This window comes from Corynebacterium sp. Marseille-P8863, assembly GCF_946902955.1.
In the GTDB taxonomy this organism is placed as follows: Bacteria; Actinomycetota; Actinomycetes; order Mycobacteriales; family Mycobacteriaceae; genus Corynebacterium; species Corynebacterium gottingense.
This window is the reverse complement of sequence record NZ_CAMPQC010000003.1, coordinates 297,262-313,306: the sequence shown is the minus strand read 5'-3', so window position 1 is coordinate 313,306 and position 16,045 is coordinate 297,262. Positions and strand designations below refer to the sequence as shown.

General features: G+C 65.3%; 17 protein-coding genes and 1 tRNA gene. 6 read left to right on the top strand and 12 right to left on the bottom strand.

All coding sequences use genetic code 11. The annotated features are described in order from the left end of the window. Positions 1-365: 365 nt before the first annotated feature. Positions 366-644, top strand: a complete 279-nt coding sequence (locus OVO38_RS03810; RefSeq protein ID WP_095535787.1) for a DUF485 domain-containing protein — start codon at positions 366-368, stop codon at positions 642-644. Between the two features lie 3 nt (positions 645-647). Then, positions 648-2,297: a cation acetate symporter gene (locus OVO38_RS03805; RefSeq protein WP_267207784.1), complete on the top strand. Its 1,650-nt coding sequence runs from the start codon at positions 648-650 to the stop codon at positions 2,295-2,297. Between the two features lie 67 nt (positions 2,298-2,364). Here OVO38_RS03805 and OVO38_RS03800 read toward each other — a convergent pair whose 3' ends face one another. The 6 genes from OVO38_RS03800 to OVO38_RS03775 form a co-directional block, all read right to left on the bottom strand. Then, the gene (locus OVO38_RS03800; protein WP_267207783.1) at positions 2,365-3,213 is read right to left on the bottom strand and encodes a polysaccharide deacetylase family protein; all 849 of its coding nucleotides are present in this window, start codon (positions 3,211-3,213) and stop codon (positions 2,365-2,367) included. Positions 3,214-3,223: 10 nt separating this feature from the next. Next, positions 3,224-4,021, bottom strand: a complete 798-nt coding sequence (locus OVO38_RS03795) for a YhfC family glutamic-type intramembrane protease (RefSeq protein ID WP_267207782.1) — start codon at positions 4,019-4,021, stop codon at positions 3,224-3,226. Between the two features lie 39 nt (positions 4,022-4,060). Further along, positions 4,061-4,762 (bottom strand): PAQR family membrane homeostasis protein TrhA, encoded by a 702-nt coding sequence (gene trhA, locus OVO38_RS03790; RefSeq protein WP_267207781.1) that lies wholly within the window; start codon positions 4,760-4,762, stop codon positions 4,061-4,063. 66 nt (positions 4,763-4,828) lie between these two features. Further along, positions 4,829-5,647 carry a DUF1906 domain-containing protein gene (locus OVO38_RS03785; RefSeq protein WP_267207800.1) on the bottom strand — a complete coding sequence of 273 codons (819 nt, stop codon included), beginning with the start codon at positions 5,645-5,647 and terminating at the stop codon, positions 4,829-4,831. A 16-nt stretch (positions 5,648-5,663) separates the two neighbouring features. Continuing rightward, entirely contained in the window at positions 5,664-6,830 is a 1,167-nt protein-coding gene (locus OVO38_RS03780) for a YibE/F family protein (protein ID WP_095554368.1), read from the bottom strand. A 50-nt stretch (positions 6,831-6,880) separates the two neighbouring features. Beyond that, positions 6,881-7,333, bottom strand: a complete 453-nt coding sequence (locus tag OVO38_RS03775) for an FGGY-family carbohydrate kinase (protein WP_095548540.1) — start codon at positions 7,331-7,333, stop codon at positions 6,881-6,883. 426 nt (positions 7,334-7,759) lie between these two features. On the opposite strand from OVO38_RS03775, the gene OVO38_RS03770 reads away from it, so the two are divergent. Both OVO38_RS03770 and OVO38_RS03765 read left to right on the top strand, forming a co-directional pair. Next, complete coding sequence (locus tag OVO38_RS03770; RefSeq protein WP_095554367.1) at positions 7,760-8,374, top strand: DUF3558 family protein; 615 nt, start codon at positions 7,760-7,762, stop codon at positions 8,372-8,374. 192 nt (positions 8,375-8,566) lie between these two features. After that, a complete protein-coding gene (locus OVO38_RS03765; RefSeq protein ID WP_267207780.1) occupies positions 8,567-10,225 on the top strand; it encodes a hypothetical protein in 1,659 nt (552 codons plus the stop codon). Between the two features lie 140 nt (positions 10,226-10,365). On the opposite strand, the gene OVO38_RS03760 is transcribed toward OVO38_RS03765, so the two are convergent. After that, positions 10,366-11,127 carry an ArsR/SmtB family transcription factor gene (locus OVO38_RS03760; RefSeq protein ID WP_198947124.1) on the bottom strand — a complete coding sequence of 254 codons (762 nt, stop codon included), beginning with the start codon at positions 11,125-11,127 and terminating at the stop codon, positions 10,366-10,368. Positions 11,128-11,156: 29 nt separating this feature from the next. On the opposite strand from OVO38_RS03760, the gene OVO38_RS03755 reads away from it, so the two are divergent. Then, positions 11,157-11,615: a ThiF family adenylyltransferase gene (locus OVO38_RS03755; protein ID WP_095537752.1), complete on the top strand. Its 459-nt coding sequence runs from the start codon at positions 11,157-11,159 to the stop codon at positions 11,613-11,615. After that, entirely contained in the window at positions 11,612-12,976 is a 1,365-nt protein-coding gene (locus OVO38_RS03750; RefSeq protein ID WP_095553245.1) for an MFS transporter, read from the top strand. Before OVO38_RS03755 ends, OVO38_RS03750 begins: the two co-directional genes overlap by 4 nt. 584 nt (positions 12,977-13,560) lie before the next feature. On the opposite strand, the gene OVO38_RS03745 is transcribed toward OVO38_RS03750, so the two are convergent. From OVO38_RS03745 to OVO38_RS03725, 5 genes are all read right to left on the bottom strand, one after another. After that, positions 13,561-13,633: transfer RNA gene (locus OVO38_RS03745), tRNA-Arg, on the bottom strand. Between the two features lie 44 nt (positions 13,634-13,677). Then, positions 13,678-13,956 (bottom strand): mycoredoxin, encoded by a 279-nt coding sequence (locus OVO38_RS03740; protein ID WP_095277107.1) that lies wholly within the window; start codon positions 13,954-13,956, stop codon positions 13,678-13,680. A gap of 1 nt (position 13,957) precedes the next feature. Beyond that, positions 13,958-14,440 (bottom strand): dihydrofolate reductase, encoded by a 483-nt coding sequence (locus tag OVO38_RS03735; RefSeq protein ID WP_267207779.1) that lies wholly within the window; start codon positions 14,438-14,440, stop codon positions 13,958-13,960. Further along, positions 14,440-15,240, bottom strand: a complete 801-nt coding sequence (locus OVO38_RS03730) for a thymidylate synthase (RefSeq protein ID WP_095545998.1) — start codon at positions 15,238-15,240, stop codon at positions 14,440-14,442. The genes OVO38_RS03735 and OVO38_RS03730 overlap by 1 nt, the downstream gene beginning before the upstream one ends. Continuing rightward, positions 15,237-16,013: a 3'(2'),5'-bisphosphate nucleotidase CysQ gene (locus OVO38_RS03725; protein WP_267207778.1), complete on the bottom strand. Its 777-nt coding sequence runs from the start codon at positions 16,011-16,013 to the stop codon at positions 15,237-15,239. Before OVO38_RS03725 ends, OVO38_RS03730 begins: the two co-directional genes overlap by 4 nt. Positions 16,014-16,045 lie beyond the last annotated feature (32 nt).

The following is a 16,045-nucleotide window of genomic DNA, read 5'->3' as shown; positions in this document are numbered from 1 at the left end:
GAGGGCCTACCCGATGGCGGGTAGGCCCTTTTTGCTGCGCGTTTTGGCGGGGGAGGGGCGCTGTACGGGGGTAGTCGTATGATCATTGGTTTTTCCTGCTAAAAGCATGTTTTGAGCGTCGGGGTCACGTTAGCACGAAAACGTTATCTGGTAATCACACATGGCCCGGGTGTGGGGTAGGTAACATTCAAGGTGTCGAGTTGAAGGTGGCACATCATGATGCTGCAAGCCGTGCTGGTCCGCCTCTGCAGACATTGCAAACAGAGCACTCGTGAACTTGTACAAGACAAGAAAGGATAGAAGCCGTGACTGGATCGACTTCCATCCCACAACGTCGGGAACCCACCCCCGACGAATTTGTGGCTATGCAGCGCAGTCCCGAATTCCAAGACCTCCGCAAGACGTTCCGCGGATTTACGTTCCCCGTATCGGTGGCGTTCTTCCTCTGGTTCCTCGTTTTCGTGGTCGTGGCGACGCTGATGCCGGAGGCAATGGCCACGCCCTTCCTCGGGCTCAACGTCGGGCTGTGGCTCGGCCTGGCGCAGTTCTTCACCACGTTCCTCATCACCTGGGTGTACGTGAAGTGGGCGAACAAAAACCTGGAGCCGCGCGCGGCTCACATCCGAGAAGTCATGGAGGGCTAACACATGCAGGAATACATCCTCGCGGCGCCAGAGGCGGACGGCGCCGGCAACCCGCTGCTGAACATTGCGGTCTTTGCCATCTTCATCATGGTCACCCTCTTCGTGGTGACCCGCGCTGGTAAGACGACCAGCGAGTCCGCCGACTTCTACACCGGTGGTTCCTCCTTCAGCGGTACTCAGAACGGCCTGGCTATTGCGGGCGACTACCTGTCCGCCGCATCCTTCCTGGGCATTGTGGGCTCCATCGCGCTGAGCGGCTACGACGGCTTCCTGTACTCCATCGGCTTCTTCGTCGCGTGGCTCGTCGCCCTGCTGCTGGTGGCAGAGCCGCTGCGCAACGTCGGCCGCTTCACCATGGCGGACGTCCTGTCCTTCCGCCTGCGCCAGAAGCCGGTGCGCGTCGCCGCGGCGTTTGGCACCCTGTTCGTGTCGCTGTTCTACCTCATCGCCCAGATGGCGGGCGCGGGCTCGCTGGTTTCGGTCCTCCTGAACCTGCACAGCTACTCCGCCCAGGCGATTTGCGTGGGCATCGTCGGCGTGATCATGATCGTCTACGTCCTTGTTGGCGGTATGAAGGGCACCACCTACGTGCAGATGATTAAGGCCGTGCTGCTCGTTGCCGGTGTTGCCGTGATGACGGTGCTGGTGTTTGTCAAGATCCGCGGCGGCATGAACACGCTCTTCGACGATGCGATCAGCGCCCACGCCGCCTCCGACTACCTGGCGTCGAAGGGCTACGAAGCCGAAGAGATTATGAAGCCGGGCCTGAAGTACGGCGCGACCCTGACCCAGCAGATTGACTTCATCTCGCTCGGCCTCACCCTGGTGCTCGGCACCGCGGGCCTGCCCCACGTGCTGATGCGCTTCTACACCGTGCCCACCGCGAAGGAAGCGCGCAAGTCCGTGACCTGGGCCATCGTGCTCATCGGTGTGTTCTACCTGTTCACCCTGGTGCTGGGCTACGCAGCCGCAGCCCTGGTCGGCCCGGACCGCATCCTCGCCGCTCCCGGCGGCGCGAACTCCGCGGCCCCGCTGCTGGCGTTCGAGCTGGGTGGCTCCTTCTTCATGGCGCTCATCTCCGCGGTCGCCTTCGCAACGGTGCTCGCCGTGGTCTCCGGCCTGGCCATCACCGCCTCCGCGTCCATCGCGCACGATGTGTATGCCTCGGTGATCCGTGACGGCGAGGCCACCGAGGACGAGCAGGTCCGCGTCTCCCGCATCACCGTGGTGATCCTGGGCATCGTTTCGATCGTCCTGGGCATCCTGGCGATGTCCCAGAACGTGGCGTTCCTGGTCTCCCTGGCGTTCGCCATCGCGGCATCCGCAAACCTGCCGACCATCCTGTTCTCCCTGTACTGGAAGCGGTTCAACACCACCGGCGCGGTCGTGTCCATCTACACCGGCCTCATCTCCGCCCTGGTGCTGATCTTCCTGTCCCCGGCAGTCTCCGGCGCGGAGACCGCGATGTTCCCCAACGCCGACTGGGCCATCTTCCCGCTGTCCAGCCCGGGCATCGTGTCCATCCCGCTCGGCTTCCTCGCCGGCATCATTGGCACCTTCATGGGCAAGCCGGACAACTTTGAGGAGAAGCAGGCCGAGATGGAAGTCCGCTCCCTGACCGGTGTGGGCGTGGAGGCTCCGGTCGACCACTAGCCACACAAAACACTCCATCCGCGTGCGACGCCGGCCTGACGTTGAAGTTGGGTCGGCGTTGGCGTCGTTAAGCGGGGGTGCCCTCGCCGAGCTGGACGAAGCGGACCTGGCCGTGGAGCTCCTCGATGGCCTGGCGCACGCCGGCGGCGGTGCCCGACTGCGGGTGGTTCATGTGCATGAGGACGATCGCGCCGTCGGGAGCGTGGCGGATCTGCTGCGTGACCTGGGCGGGGGAGGCGGTGGCGCCGAAATCACCGTTGGTGGCAAACCCGGCGATACGCGCGCCACTGTCGGCGAGGATGCGCACCGCGATGTCGTCGTAGTGGGCGGTGGCGGCCCGGAACCAGGTGGAGTTGACCCCGAAGGCGCGCAGCGTCTCCGCGTTCTCGGCGACCTCCTGAATCGCCTCGGCGGGGCTCGCGGTGCCCGGGATGCCGTAGACGTGCTGGCCGTTCACGCTCAGCGGGAGGTGGCGGGCCCCGTGGTTTTCCAGCTGGAAGAGGGGGTCGTTGGCCAACTCGCGGGTGAAGTCCGGGTGCGCCTTGATCCACGGGCCGGCGAGGAACAGGGTGGCGGGGACGCGGAGCTCGCGCAGGGTATCCACGAGCGCGTGGTCCACCTCGCCACCGCACGCGTCGAAGGTGAGCGCGAGGGTGCGCAGCGGGGGCTGGGTGGGGAGAAAATCCGTGATCCCCGGCAAGTGCATGCCAAACTGCGTCGGCTGCGCGTCCGCGTAGGCGGCGGGGGAGGGGAAGCGCAGCGCGGCGGGCGTGCTCGGCCGTGGCTGACTCGTCTGCGTCTGGCTCGGCTGTGAAGAGCGCGAGGTCCGCTGGACGGGGCGCGTGCTTCGCTCCGCCTCGCAGGCGGCGAGCGCCAGGCCGGAGGCGATAGTCAGCAGCGCGGTACGTCGATTCACACGAGAGAGCTTAAGCGGTCAGCGGGGGTTCCGCTGGCTTCGTCTCGACGGCCTTGCGCGACAGCGGCCCCTTGAGCAGTGCCCACAGGAGGGCGAGCGTACTGACGGTCATAGCGGAGTACATCGCCGCCGGTCCGAGTTGCATCATGCCGACCGCGATCGAGTTGAACGCGATGTGGATGGCTACGGCGGCGAGCCACAGGACCCAGCGGTGCTCGCGAACCGCACGCAGCACGAGGACCGACATGGCGACGTGGAGGGTGATGGCCAGGATGCGCTCGTAGAGACTCATGCCTGCCAGCGCGGCGGTGATGCTGTGAACCGCGTCGATCTGTTGGTTGACCGCTTCGGTGGCCTCAGGGTTCTGCTGCGATTCGACGGCCTCCAGGATCTGGTCCGCGGCGAGGAGCAGGACAATATTGTTGATACTCACAGACCCGATGGTGAGGAGTGCCTCGATCCCGCCGTGGCCGAGGCCGAAGCCGACGCCGTCGCGCCAGGCGCGAGTGCGCTTGGCCCAGAAGCGCATGACCACCCAGCGGGTCGTCTCCTCGAACAGGCCGGAGGTGGCGATGAGGGTCAGCGTTGTGGCGATGAGGGCTGTGTGGGCGTCGAAAATAGCTCCCCACAGCATGTTGACCGGGTATATGAGCAGGAAGCGGAATACCTGCGAAAGGGGGAACGCGAGGACGCCCCATCCGAGCGTGGACCACGGGTAGCCGAGGAGCTTCTTGCCGAGGAACCACGCGGCCAGGACGATGGCGACGATGCCGATGAGCTGCAGGCCCACGAGAACAATTGGGGTCATGGGGGGAGAGGCTACCAACCCTTGGCCTGCAAAAGGGGTTCAGCCGGCTTGCACCACGACCATCCAGATCGCCACCAGGTGGCAGACGGCTGCGGCGATCGTCGCCGCGTGGAAGTGCTCGTGGTAGCCGTAATAGCGGGCGGTGCGGCCGGGCCACTTGAAGCCGTAGATGAGCGCGCCGAGGGTGTAGACGATCCCGCCGGCGAGCAGTAGCCACACGACGGCCGGGCTCGCGGAGTGCCACAGCGTGGGTATCAGCGGAACGATGATCCAGCCGAGCCCAACGTAGACCACCACGTCCAGCCAACGCGGGTGGTTGATCCAGACCAGGTTGAGGATTGCCCCGCCCACGCCGCCAAGCCACGCCACGGTGAGCATGATTGCTGCGGTCTTCGGCGCGAAGACGATGAGGCACAGTGGTGTGTACGTCGCGGCGATGAAGATGGAGATCGTCGCGTGATCCGCCCGCCGCCACCACTGCACGGCCTTCGTGGTCCGCCAGGGCACCAGGTGGTACGCGGAGGAGACGCCGAAGAGGAGCACGACGCCTGCGCCGTAGAGGGTGACGCCGAGCGCTTCGTACCAGTGCAGTGTCATCCACGCAAACGTGATGAGCACCGCCGACGACAGCGCGGACAGCGCCGCCGCAACGAGGTGGAACCACCCGCGGGTGATGGGCCGCTCCCCGCGGTCAGCCACGATGTAGGAACGCTGGATCTGTCCTTCGCGCAACGCTGTCATGATTCTCCCGAGTGCTGGTGTACCTGGGACTTACCCTAGCGCGGTTTCGCCTATCGACGCCCCCGCCTACGGCAGGAAACGCCGCCAATCCACCTGCGACGAGAGCTGGCTCGACCCCTGGACCAGCGCGTTGATGTCCGGGATGGGCAGCGGGTTTGCGCGCCCCGGGGTCCACTGGCCCCAGTCGGAGGCGTACACGTTGTTGATGTCCACCTGCACGCCGCCCACCGTGCCGACGAACCCAGCCTTCTGGTGGATGTTGGCGCTGGGGTGGATTCGGCCGTTGGAGCCCCAGTCGTGCTGCCAGAAGAACGAACCGATGCGGTCCTCGACGCACCACTGGATCACGTTGTAGTTGCCGTACACGCCGGTGAGTAGCCCCGCCGCCTTCAGCGCGAGCTGGAATGCCTGCAGGTAGGGGCGGATCTGGTTGACGTACTGGTCGCGAGTGGGGTTGTCATCAATCGCGATGTAGACCGGCCGGCCGTTCGGTCCGCCCGCAGCCTGGTGGAGGCGGATCGCCTGCGGGGCATGCTTAGCGACGCCAGCCGCCCCCTCCTTCCAATCAGCAGTCTCCGCCCGCCCGAACTGGTAGACCGACGCGGTAGCCAGCCCGTTGGCGGCGAAGTCCTGGGTCTCGCCGATGGTGACCGGCTTGCCCTTCATCCATTCCGCGCCGGGGCGGGGCTGGGAGACGTACCGGACCGCGCCCATGTGCCCGGCGGCCTTGACGGCTGCGCCGGACGGGACGCCCGCTGAGTAGTCGATCACGGTGCCGAGGATGCGGGACTGTGCGTGGGCTTGCACGGTGGAGCCAAGGGTTGCGCCCGCGACTGCGAGTGCGGTGGTTTGAAGGAGGCGGCGTCGATTGAAAGTAGTCACAATCGTGACTCTAGCAACATTACGGTGTGGGTTGGGGAGCGCGGATCGTCCATGCCGCAATCGCCGTGGTGATCGGCACCGCCAGGACTGATGCGATCGCGCCGATACTCGAGCGCATGATCTCGGTGGCCACCACGTCGGAGGTGAGCACCTGCGTGAGGGGACGATCGGCGACCTGGAGCAGCATCGACAGCGGGAGGGCAGCGCCCATGTATGCCAGCACCAGGGTATAGACCATCGAGGCGATGTGATCGTGGCCGACCTTCATTGCGGAGGCGAACACGGCGCGGGGCCGCGCATCGGGCGAAGTTTCGTACAGCTCCTGCACCGTCGAGGCCTGTGCAATGGTGACGTCGTTGAGCACGCCGAGCGCGCCGATGATGAATCCGGCGAGCATGATCCCTGGCACTTGCACCTGGGGGAGGTACATGTGAATGAGGAGGTTGTTTTCGTCGGCAAGCCCGCGAAGCTGCGTCGTGTCGATGGCGAGGTGTGCCGCGAGCGCCGCAAGCCCCAGCGCCGTCAGGGTGCCGGCCAGGGCCGACGCGGACTTCCAATTCCTGCCGTGCACAACAAAAAAGACAGGGAACAGCACCGCGGCACCCGTCACCAGGGAAAGCCCCACGGGGCTGTAGCCGAGCAGAAGCCCGGGGACTAGGAAGCCGAAGATGACAAGTAAGGTGCACAGCAGACCGAAGATTGCGCGCAAGCCGCGCCACGCCCCAACGGCAACCACCACCAGCAGCGTGAGCGCGAGCCACAGGCCGAGCGGCACCGAGCGGTCCATGTCGAGGAAAGAATACGAAGTCTTAGGGTTGTGGTGCACTGAGAGCACTACGCGGTCGCCGACCGAAAGCTCTGGGGTGCCCGGCTGCTGGGCAGCCTCGATGGTTGTGGTTCCCCCGGATTCGAGCTCGACGCGTAGGAAGTCGCACTCAGGGTGGTTTGGCGTTGCGACGCCACCACAGGGAGCCACCGAATGTTCAATGACGGTGGCCTTCACAGTTTCAGCCGTCGACGTCTGTGTCTGCTCAAACCCGGGCAGGACCTCCGGGTGCTTGCCGCCCGGCCACAGTAGTGCGAGCCCGGCTACGGTGACGACGCCCGCAATCGCGAGGAACGCTGCGAGCACGCCGCGCGCCGTGCGCAGCGGAGACGGTGAGGACTGGGTTGCGTGGCGTGCCAACGGAGCTCCCTTGTGAGATCAGTACTGGGACAATCAGACTGATTTTAAAGCTACTTCACGACAAGCGCGCGATGCGCCGCTTCGAAGCGGTCGCGGAGCTCCCTGAAGTACTCGCGGTGTGCATTGACGCTGCGGTGGCCTTGCCCGAACGGCGGGGTTGCCCGCCGCACCTCGGGGGCGACGACGTCCAGCGCGATGAGCACGGTGCCACGTAGAGTGGCGCGCTTCATCTCCAGGGGAACGACCTCGCAGCCGAGCGCATCTGCGAGCACCGACAGCCATGTCGGGTGGTCGGCCGTGACACGACCGGAGGCCACGACGCGCTCGGGGAGCGCGCCTGCCTCCTTGAGCTGCTCGTAGACGCGCAGATACGACATTGCGATGCCTTCAAACACACCCCGCCACAGGTCGGCTGGTGTGGTTGCCGCAGTGACGCCCAAGAGCTGCGCCTGCGCGGTGGCGGCCCAGCCCGTGGAACGCTCGCCGGTGAAGAACGGAAGCACTAACGGTTAGGTGATTGTGCGCGGTCGAAGTGTGATCTTGATTCTGCTGTTGTTGCTCGCTTTTGTGCGCTTGTACGGACGACCCAGCAAAAACGCTCCATGTCCCTATCCGCACTCGAACACACCAAACACCGCATGCACCGCACAGGAGACAACCATGGTGACGAACACCAGCTAGCCGCCTAACCCAACCCTGAACTTCAAACCGAGCCGAAAGTTAGACGGCTACACCACTCCACGGGACTTGACCGTCTTTGTAACTGGTGCGGTGGTTGTTGCCAGTTGGGCCTTGCGTAGGTCCGTTTTATGGAACATGTCACTCTGCGGCCGCAGAGCGCAACGCCGATCGCAACCGTTTTGCGTAGCGTACGTCACAGAAGTCGGCCATAATGGAGACGCCTGAAAGCAGATCAAGATGGGGGATTGATGGGGAAGAATAAGAAGATCGTGCTTGGCGCGGTACTGGTGGCGACGCTTCTCGCGGGGTGTGGCGACCAGAACGCGGCGCTCGAGCAGCACGCCGAGGCTGAAGTAGCGTCAAGTCCGGAGACTACCGAGGTTCCGGCATTCCATTTCGAAAGTGGGACTCTCGAACTCGGGGACTTTGATCCGCAAACGCTTGGCGACGACCTCTTCGATCCTTGCACCGAGATCTCCGAAGAGGAATTTGCTGCGGCGGGGATTACGAGGAATATCGGCCCAGCGCGTGGCACAAAAGCAGAGAATGGCTCAACGGGATGCAGCGTTGAATCTGAATTGCCTGGTACGTCCAAAGTGATTCTTGCCAATGCTTCAAGCCGTAGTTGGCTTGAACGTGAGGGGGCCAGGTCGATTCAGGAAATTGAGAACTCTGAGATACCTGGTGCTTTTGTGCATTTCTCGGAAATCAGTGGTGGAAGGGATTGTTACGCTCAGGTAGATACTGTTCGTGGTGGATTGACCGTTGCGTACTCGATTAGAGGTTCGGCCCACAAGCAATTGGACCCGTGTAGCAAAGCGCTGGAGTCGCTCGAGAAACTATATTTGTCGCTCAGTCCTTAGAAGAGGTGGCGAAACCGGCGTTGGTTCCGTATTTTAGAGGCAGCTGGTGGGGATCCAGCTGGAAATAAATAGGGGGAAATTGTGGGGAATTTGATTAATCTTGATGTGGAATCTGTTAACTCTGCGGTGGGGACGCTAAACAATTTGGCAGATCGACTCGCTGAGTCGAGGCTTCTAACCGGATCAAGTCTAATGGCCGCCTTCTCGCCGGTCTCCGGCTTGGACGGCGCGGGGCGGACGCACTCGCGGGTGTCGTCGACATCGGCGCCCGAGGCGAACCGCGTGCTGGGGGAGTGGCTGCAGACGATTGCAGACGTGCTCCGCGTGAGCACCGAGAACACGTCGCGGGCGGACAACTCCGTCGCGGGGATTCTCGGCTCGATCGGCGTGGTGGAGCGCTCCGGCGGCGCGGGAGCCGTGTCTGGGCTGATGACGCAGGCGATGTCGCACTATGACAACGCCAAGAACTTTTCTAATCCACGGCCGACGGCTGGGGCGCAGGCGTCGTTACCCGTGCTCCATGGGCAGCTGATGACCACGCAGGTTGCGCAGGCCACCGCGGCGGCCGCGTTTTGGGGCCAGAACGCGGCGCTGATCCAGTCGGTGATCGCGCAGCTGCCTGGGGTCGCCGCGATGCTCGCTGATTCGGCGGATACTGAGTTTGTGGCGCGTGCCGTCGATAAGCTTGGCGACGTCGCTCGCGTCGGCCAAGAATACGTCGCCAGGTCCGTCGCGATGCAGGGACACGCGGCAGGGCTCGCGCAGGTCGCGGGCGCGGAGCAGCTCATGGCACACGGCGCGATGTCCGTGTACGCGGGGTTGCCGGGCCCGTCGCGGCTCGCGTTTGAGCGCTCCTACCTGGGCGTATTCCCGCCGCGGCTGACTGCGTCGCTGCAGCCGGTGGTCCCGGTCTTTGACCGTCTGCTGCCTGACCTCGGATCTATCCCGGGCAACGGGTTTGCGGTGCCGGACATGCCGGAGGCGGCGGCTGCCGCATTCGAGGATTCGCCGTTGCCGCGCACGCTTCGCGACGCCTTCTCCGCCGCCGGCCTCTCCGCGCTCGGGAACGCAGCAACGCCAGCACACGTCGTGGCCGAGTACGGGATGCCAAACCCGGAGGTCCTTGAGCAGGTGGCCGCGAAGGCACCGGGCGGATCCGCCGCAACGCAGGCCGCCTCCGCGGGGCTCGGGCAGATTGCCCCGCAGCCCGGCGGCGCATTCGGTGGCGGGGCAGTCCCGGCCGGCGGCGCGCCCCTCGGCGGCGCCGCGATGCCAGGCCCGGCAGGCGCCGGTGCTGGAGCGGGCGCTGGCGCTGCCGGCGGGTTCGCGCCCGGCCAAACCATCGCCGCGGGCGGCGGTGCCAGCTCGGGTGCTGGTGGCGCAGCCGCCGGGCCGATGGGCGCGGGTACACGAGGTCGCGGCCCGGGGCGCGTCGGCGGCGGTCGTCATGCTGCGCGCGAGGTTGGGGGCTCCGCGGCGTCGGCGGCGGGCGCTATTGGCGCCGGGGCGGCCGGAGCGGGCGTCGGCGGCGCACTGGGCGCAGGGGCCGGGATGGCGGGTCGCCCGCTGTCCGGAGCTGGCAACGGCATGCCTGGCGCGGGCGGGAATGGAGCACCGGGTCTCGCGCAGGGCGCAGCGGGCGGCACCGGCGGTAACGCGGCGGGGAGCCGCGGCGGCGCGATGGCTGCCGGGCCCATGGGTGCGGCCCGCGGCGCCGACAAGAAAGGGAAGCCGAACGCCAAGGTGAAGGCGGTGACGAGCGCGGTCGAGCGCGACGGCAACCTGGAAGCGCTGCTCGGTGAGTCGCCGCTGGTCCTGCCGACGGTGATAGGCAGCAACGTCCGCGGGTAAGAAGCAACCCCCGTTGACCTATTTATGCAGGTCATCGGGGGATTTTGCGCCCCAGAGAGGAATCGAACCTCCGACACCGGCTTTCGATCGTCCGAAAGGTCACGCCGGTGCCAAAGAACGACTGAAGCCCTCAGGGACGGCTAATTGAGGGAGATCCCCGCGTCGTTGAGCGCTGCCCGCCCGGCGGGAGTGAGACGCACGGCCCGGGTACGACCCCTGCGGGAAAGCCATTCCTTATCCAGCAGAGTCTTGCAGATTCCCGTGCCGAGAGGGCCGGCGAGGTGGAAGCGGCGTTCGGTGGAGTCCATGCACGACCTGCCCGTGTCGAGCATCTTCGGGGGCACACCCCACTGTATGAACAAGCGATGACCTTGATTAGTGACCTGACAGTGCGAGTCGATGAACTCGTGCTCTTCCAGTTGTTCAGCCAGGCGCACCCCGAGCTTACCGGCGAGGTGCTGATAACAGGTGCGGCCTTCACGTAGGTTCGCATTCGCCCGTGACGCGCTGAGGCTGTGAGGAGTGGGCAGGGGCGAGCGGGCGACCACGCCAAGGCTCTCGACCACTCGTGCGATGTCTTCCCCGGCCAGGCGAATGTAGCGGTGCCGGCCCTGCCGAATGTCGTGGACGAGACCGCGGGTGACGAGCACGTCAACATGCTCGCTCGCCGTCGACCGGGCCAGGCCCGCGTACCTGCCCAGTTCACCAACCGTCCAGGCCCGCCCGTCCATGAGCGCAGCACACATGGCCGCCCGCGACGAGTCAGCCAGAGCCGACGCGACTGTCGAGATATCCGGGACCGCTTCAGGAAACACGCGCGCAACCATGCCTCCAGTGTGCACCCGGAACTGTTCGGTGACGACCGAACAATCGCAGGCGTAGCCTGAACTCACCAGATTCATTGCATCAGGAGACGAAGGGAGCGATCGCGATGAACGGGGACCGCCAACGGCTACGCGGGCACTACGATGAGGACTTCTACTGGGAACGCGTTGACCGCAACCTGGGTTGGCTCGGCGACACCACCGAGGAACAGCGTGAACGCCAAGCACGGTTGCGCGATGCCGTGATCGGCATCGTCGGCACCGGGGGCATCGGCGGTGCCGCAGCCGCCCGCCTGGTGCGCATGGGCGCACTCAACCTGAAACTGGCCGATCCCGACCACTTCGACCTGACTAACGTGCAACGCCAGTACGGCGCCGGGCGAGACACGATCGGCCGCAACAAGGCCGAGATCCGGGACATGCACTTCGCCGCGTCCTGGCGCCTGTTCGATCTGGTGCTGCCGACACTGCTGGACCGGTCCTACCGGACCTGGGATCAAGACCTGAGCAAGCGCACCTACTTCGGCCACCCGCCCGCCGAGGCTTCGCTGGAGTCTCGCGTATGACCGCGCATCGGCGCACGGCGCTGGTCGCGACCCTCCTTGGTTTCTTCATCGTCATGCTCGATACGACCATCGTCAATGTCGCCCTCGCCGAGATCGGCACTGACCTCGACATGACGGTGGGCTCACTGCAGTGGGTCGTCGACGCTTACACCCTCGTGTTCGCCGCGTTCCTTCTCACAGCTGGGGCCGCATGCGACCGTCTTGGGGCCCGCAGGGTCTACCTCGCTGGCCTGGTGGTCTTTGCTGTGCTCTCGGCCGTGTGCGCCCTCGCTCCCACAGGCGGGTTCCTCGTCGCTGGTCGCGCCGTCCAGGGCGTGGGCGCGGCAGCGATCGTGCCGGGCTCTCTGGCATTGCTGTCGGCTGTGTACGACGATCCGAAGGAACGAGCACGCGCCATCGGGCTGTGGGGCGGCGCAGGAGGTGTTGCCGCCGCGATCGGACCGGTCCTGGGCGGAGCGCTGGTGTCGGCGATCGGGTGGCGGGCGGTGTTCTGGGTCAACCTCCCCATCGTCGCGATCGGCTGTCTGCTCACCTTGTGGGCAATTCCCGTGCTCACGGGCAGTCGCGCGAGACGGGTGGACCTACCCGGACAGGTGCTCTCCGTGCTCACGCTGGTGGCAGTAACCTATACAGTCATCACCGCAGGCGAACACGGATGGTCACCCTGGCAGGTAGCCGTGCTGATCGCCGGGGGCGTCTTCCTCGCCCTGTTCATCATCGCAGAGCGACGACACCCGGACCCGATGCTGCCGATGGCCTTGTTCACTCGTGCCCGGTTCTCCGTGGCCGCAATGGTAGGGCTCGCGCTCAACTTCAGCTTCTTCGGACAACTCTTCGTGCTCTCCCTCTTCTTCCAGCAGTACCTGGGATACGAGCCGTGGCTGGCAGGCCTCGCGCTGGCACCACAGGCGTGCAGCGCCGTGGTCGCGTCACCGCTGGGCGGCCGTGCCGTCGCCCGGTGGGGCGCGTTCCCCACCATGCTCACCGGCCTGGTAGTCGGCACGATCGGCTTCAGCAGCCTCGTGCTGCTCACCGCAGAAACCCCTTACGTGGTGGTCGCGGTGTTGACCTTCACGGCTGGATTCGGGATGGCCTTCGCGATGCCGGCCGCGACCTCGGCCGCAGTGGCCTCGGCCCCGCCGGAACATGTCGGCATCGCAGGAGGAGTCATCAATGCCGCCCGCCAGACCGGCAGCGTCGTCGGCGTCGCAGTCCTCGGCGAAATGGTCGCCAGTGGAGCGTTCCTCACAGGCTTCCGCAGAGCCGTCGCGGTCGCCGGTGGAGTCTTCGGTGCCGCAGCGCTCGTAGTTGCTGCCACCATCATCAGTCACCTACAGGAGCCAGTTACACCTGAAGTTTAGAATCATTGTGTGATGAAGCACCATCGGAGGAGGTCGAAGAAGCCGCCAGTCGAACGCGTACTGTGCTCCGAAACTGGTAAACGCGAATACGAGCACTATGATGACGCCGTGCATGTAGCACTGAAATGGTCGCGACGGGCAGGGCCGCTGCGGATCTACGAATGCCCCTCGTGCGGGTCGTGGCACCTGACCAAGCGCCCTGACTGGGGCAAACCACCGGCGAACTAATGACACTGTACGGGTCTGTCTCGGCGAGGAACGCTCCGGAGCGCGTCTTTCCTGGACGCTCCAGGAGTTTCGTTCTCATGCATAGGCAGCCAAGGCGCGCTGCAAGGCTTGTAGCCCTGAGGTCAGTACACCTAGGGCTTTGTACAACGTGAGGGGGGTTAAAAGACACCGGCGAAATCATCGCCGAGCACTACATCGACACATCCCGCAACTACCAAAAACCATACTGGCGAAAAGGCCAACCCCCACTGACCTAAAACACAAAACCGGTGCCTCGGAAAAATAAAAACCGAGGCACCGGTTTGTCCACCATGTCGCGACTGAGTTGTCAACTATGTCGCGACTGAGGACAAAAGCGCCCCAGAGAGGAATCGAACCTCCGACACCGGCTTTAGGAGAGCCGTGCTCTATCCACTGAGCTACTAGGGCATAGGTGCGAGCGTACCGCACCCGCGCGCGGCACCGAAAATCAGCTACGCGCCGGCGAGCTCGGCCTGCTTTTCGCGCACCGCGGATGCGGGCGGGTTCGTTGCGTGGGTGCCGTCGGAGTAGAGCACGGTCGGCACTACGCGGTTGCCGTCGTTGACGGACTCCACCCATGCGGCCGCGTCCTCGTTGCCGGCGGCCTCGACGTCTACCACGTCGTAGGGCGTCTCGGTGCGGTCCAGGTTCTGGCGCAGCTTCGCGCAGAACGGGCACCAGCTGGTGGCGAAGACGGTCACGTGAGCGTTGGTTTCGGGGGTCGCAGTCATGCTACGAGTCGGTCCTTTCAAATCGTTGGTGCTTAAAGCGGGTGCCAGTTCGGGAAATATTCCACTCGCCGTCGCGCACGAGCGCAAATTCGGCGCCGAGGCGGGGTGCATAGACCGGTTGGGGGAGGGAATCGGCCACGCGGACGTCGATAAGCGTGAGCGCAACGACGTCGACCTCGTCGAGCGTGGCTTCGTAGATCTGGCCACCGCCGATGATCCACGCGTCCGTCTTCAGGTCGGGAAGGTCGGGAGACACGAACGCCCCGTCCGACCACGCGCCCGGTTCGCGCGAGCTGAGCACATGGTTCGGGCGGCCCGGCAGCGGTTTCTTCGGCAACGACTCCCAGGTCTTGCGGCCCATGATGACTGGGTGGCCCATCGTCACCTCTTTGAAGAATTTGAGGTCCTCCGGCACGTCCCAGGGCATGCCGGTGCCGTCGCCGATGACGCCGTCGAGCGATTGCGCCCAGATTGCGCCCAGCACTAGACGGACACCTGCGCCTTGATCGTCGGGTGCGGGTCGTAGCCCTCCACCTCGATGTCGTCGAAGCCGTAGTCAAAGAGCGACTCCGCCTTGCGCAGCTTGAGCTGCGGGTACGGGCGCGGCTCGCGGGAGAGCTGCTCGCGCACCTGCTCGACGTGGTCGTTGTAGATGTGGCAGTCGCCGCCGGTCCAGATGAGCTCGCCAACCTTGAGATCTGCCTGCTGGGCGAACATGTGCGTGAGCAGCGCGTAGGAGGCGATGTTGAAGGGCACGCCGAGGAACATGTCGGCCGAGCGCTGGTAGACTTGCATGCTCAGCGTCCCGTCCACCACGTAAAGCTGGAAGAGCAGGTGGCAGGGCAGTAGCGCCATCTTGTCCAGCTCGGCGACGTTCCAGGCGGAGACGATGTTGCGGCGCGAATCCGGGTTCTCTTTCAGCGTCCGCAGCGCCTCCGCGATCTGGTCCACGTGTGTCCCGTCGGGTGTGGGCCAGGAGCGCCACTGCACGCCGTAGACCGGGCCGAGCTCGCCGTCCTCGTCGGCCCACTCGTTCCAGATGCGGATGCCGTTGTCTTTGAGCCAGGCGATGTTGGACTCGCCGCGCAGGAACCAGAGCAGCTCGCCGACGACCCCCTTGAAGAAGACCTTCTTCGTGGTCAGCAGCGGAAAGGAGTCGGCCAAGTCGTAGCGCAGCTGGCGGCCGAACAAGCTCACCGTGCCGGTGCCGGTGCGGTCACCCTTCGCCTTGCCGTGTTCGGAGATCTCGCGCAGCAGGTCCTCGTACGGGGTGGGGACCGTCACTTCGTTGCGACCCCCTCGTAGCTGCCGTGCTCGTCGTGGTACTTGGCGCAGGCGGCGAGGATGTCGTCCGCGATCTCCGGGCGGCAGATCAGCACGTCGGGCACGTAGGTGTCCTTGTTGTTAAAGCGCAGCGGGGAGCCGTCGAGGCGGGAGCAGTGCAGGCCCGCGGCCAGGGATACGCCTACCGGCGCGGCCTGGTCCCACTCGTACTGGCCGCCGGCGTGCACGTAGGCGTCATAATCACCGAGCAGGACGTGCATCGCCTTCGCGCCGGCGGAGCCCACCTTCGCAGTTTCAAACCCGAGCGCGTCCGCCACTGCCTCCGCCACGGCCGGCGGGCGGTTGCGGGAGATTGCAATCTTCTTGGCAAAGGGGCCGGCGACGTGGCGCACGTCCGAGGACTTGAACACCACGCCCAGGTCCGGCAGGCCGACCGCGGCGTGGGTGGGCACGCCATCTTCCACGAGCGCGATGTGCACAGCCCAGTCCTGGCGCCCGGTGGCGAACTCCTTGGTGCCGTCGAGCGGGTCCACGATCCACACGCGCTTATTGCTCAGGCGCGTCTGGTCGTCCGCCGCCTCCTCGGACAAGAATGCGTCGCCCGGGCGGTGCTGCTCCAGCACGCGGGCGATCCAGTTCTGGGCCAGGTCATCGCCCGCCTCGCCGAGTTCGCGCCCTCGCAGCAAGCCGACGCCGCGGATCCCCTTGAGGATCTCGCCGGTGCCTTGGGCAATCAGGTTGGTCAGCCGGGAGTCTGAATACTGCGCAGTCATAGTTCAAACACTACCGCAGTTGACGGCCCGTT

Bases quoted from the DNA above. Each gene is read 5' to 3' on its own strand.
- OVO38_RS03755 (WP_095537752.1), top strand. From the start codon at position 11,157: ATGAACGGGGACCGCCAACGGCTACGCGGGCACTACGATGAGGACTTC.
- OVO38_RS03770 (WP_095554367.1), top strand. From the start codon at position 7,760: ATGGGGAAGAATAAGAAGATCGTGCTTGGCGCGGTACTGGTGGCGACG.
- OVO38_RS03725 (WP_267207778.1), bottom strand. From the start codon at position 16,013: ATGACTGCGCAGTATTCAGACTCCCGGCTGACCAACCTGATTGCCCAA.
- OVO38_RS03795 (WP_267207782.1), bottom strand. From the start codon at position 4,021: ATGACCCCAATTGTTCTCGTGGGCCTGCAGCTCATCGGCATCGTCGCC.
- OVO38_RS03810 (WP_095535787.1), top strand. From the start codon at position 366: ATGCAGCGCAGTCCCGAATTCCAAGACCTCCGCAAGACGTTCCGCGGA.
- OVO38_RS03765 (WP_267207780.1), top strand. From the start codon at position 8,567: ATGGCCGCCTTCTCGCCGGTCTCCGGCTTGGACGGCGCGGGGCGGACG.
- OVO38_RS03740 (WP_095277107.1), bottom strand. From the start codon at position 13,956: ATGACTGCGACCCCCGAAACCAACGCTCACGTGACCGTCTTCGCCACC.
- OVO38_RS03805 (WP_267207784.1), top strand. From the start codon at position 648: ATGCAGGAATACATCCTCGCGGCGCCAGAGGCGGACGGCGCCGGCAAC.
- OVO38_RS03750 (WP_095553245.1), top strand. From the start codon at position 11,612: ATGACCGCGCATCGGCGCACGGCGCTGGTCGCGACCCTCCTTGGTTTC.
- trhA (WP_267207781.1), bottom strand. From the start codon at position 4,762: ATGACAGCGTTGCGCGAAGGACAGATCCAGCGTTCCTACATCGTGGCT.
- OVO38_RS03760 (WP_198947124.1), bottom strand. From the start codon at position 11,127: ATGAATCTGGTGAGTTCAGGCTACGCCTGCGATTGTTCGGTCGTCACC.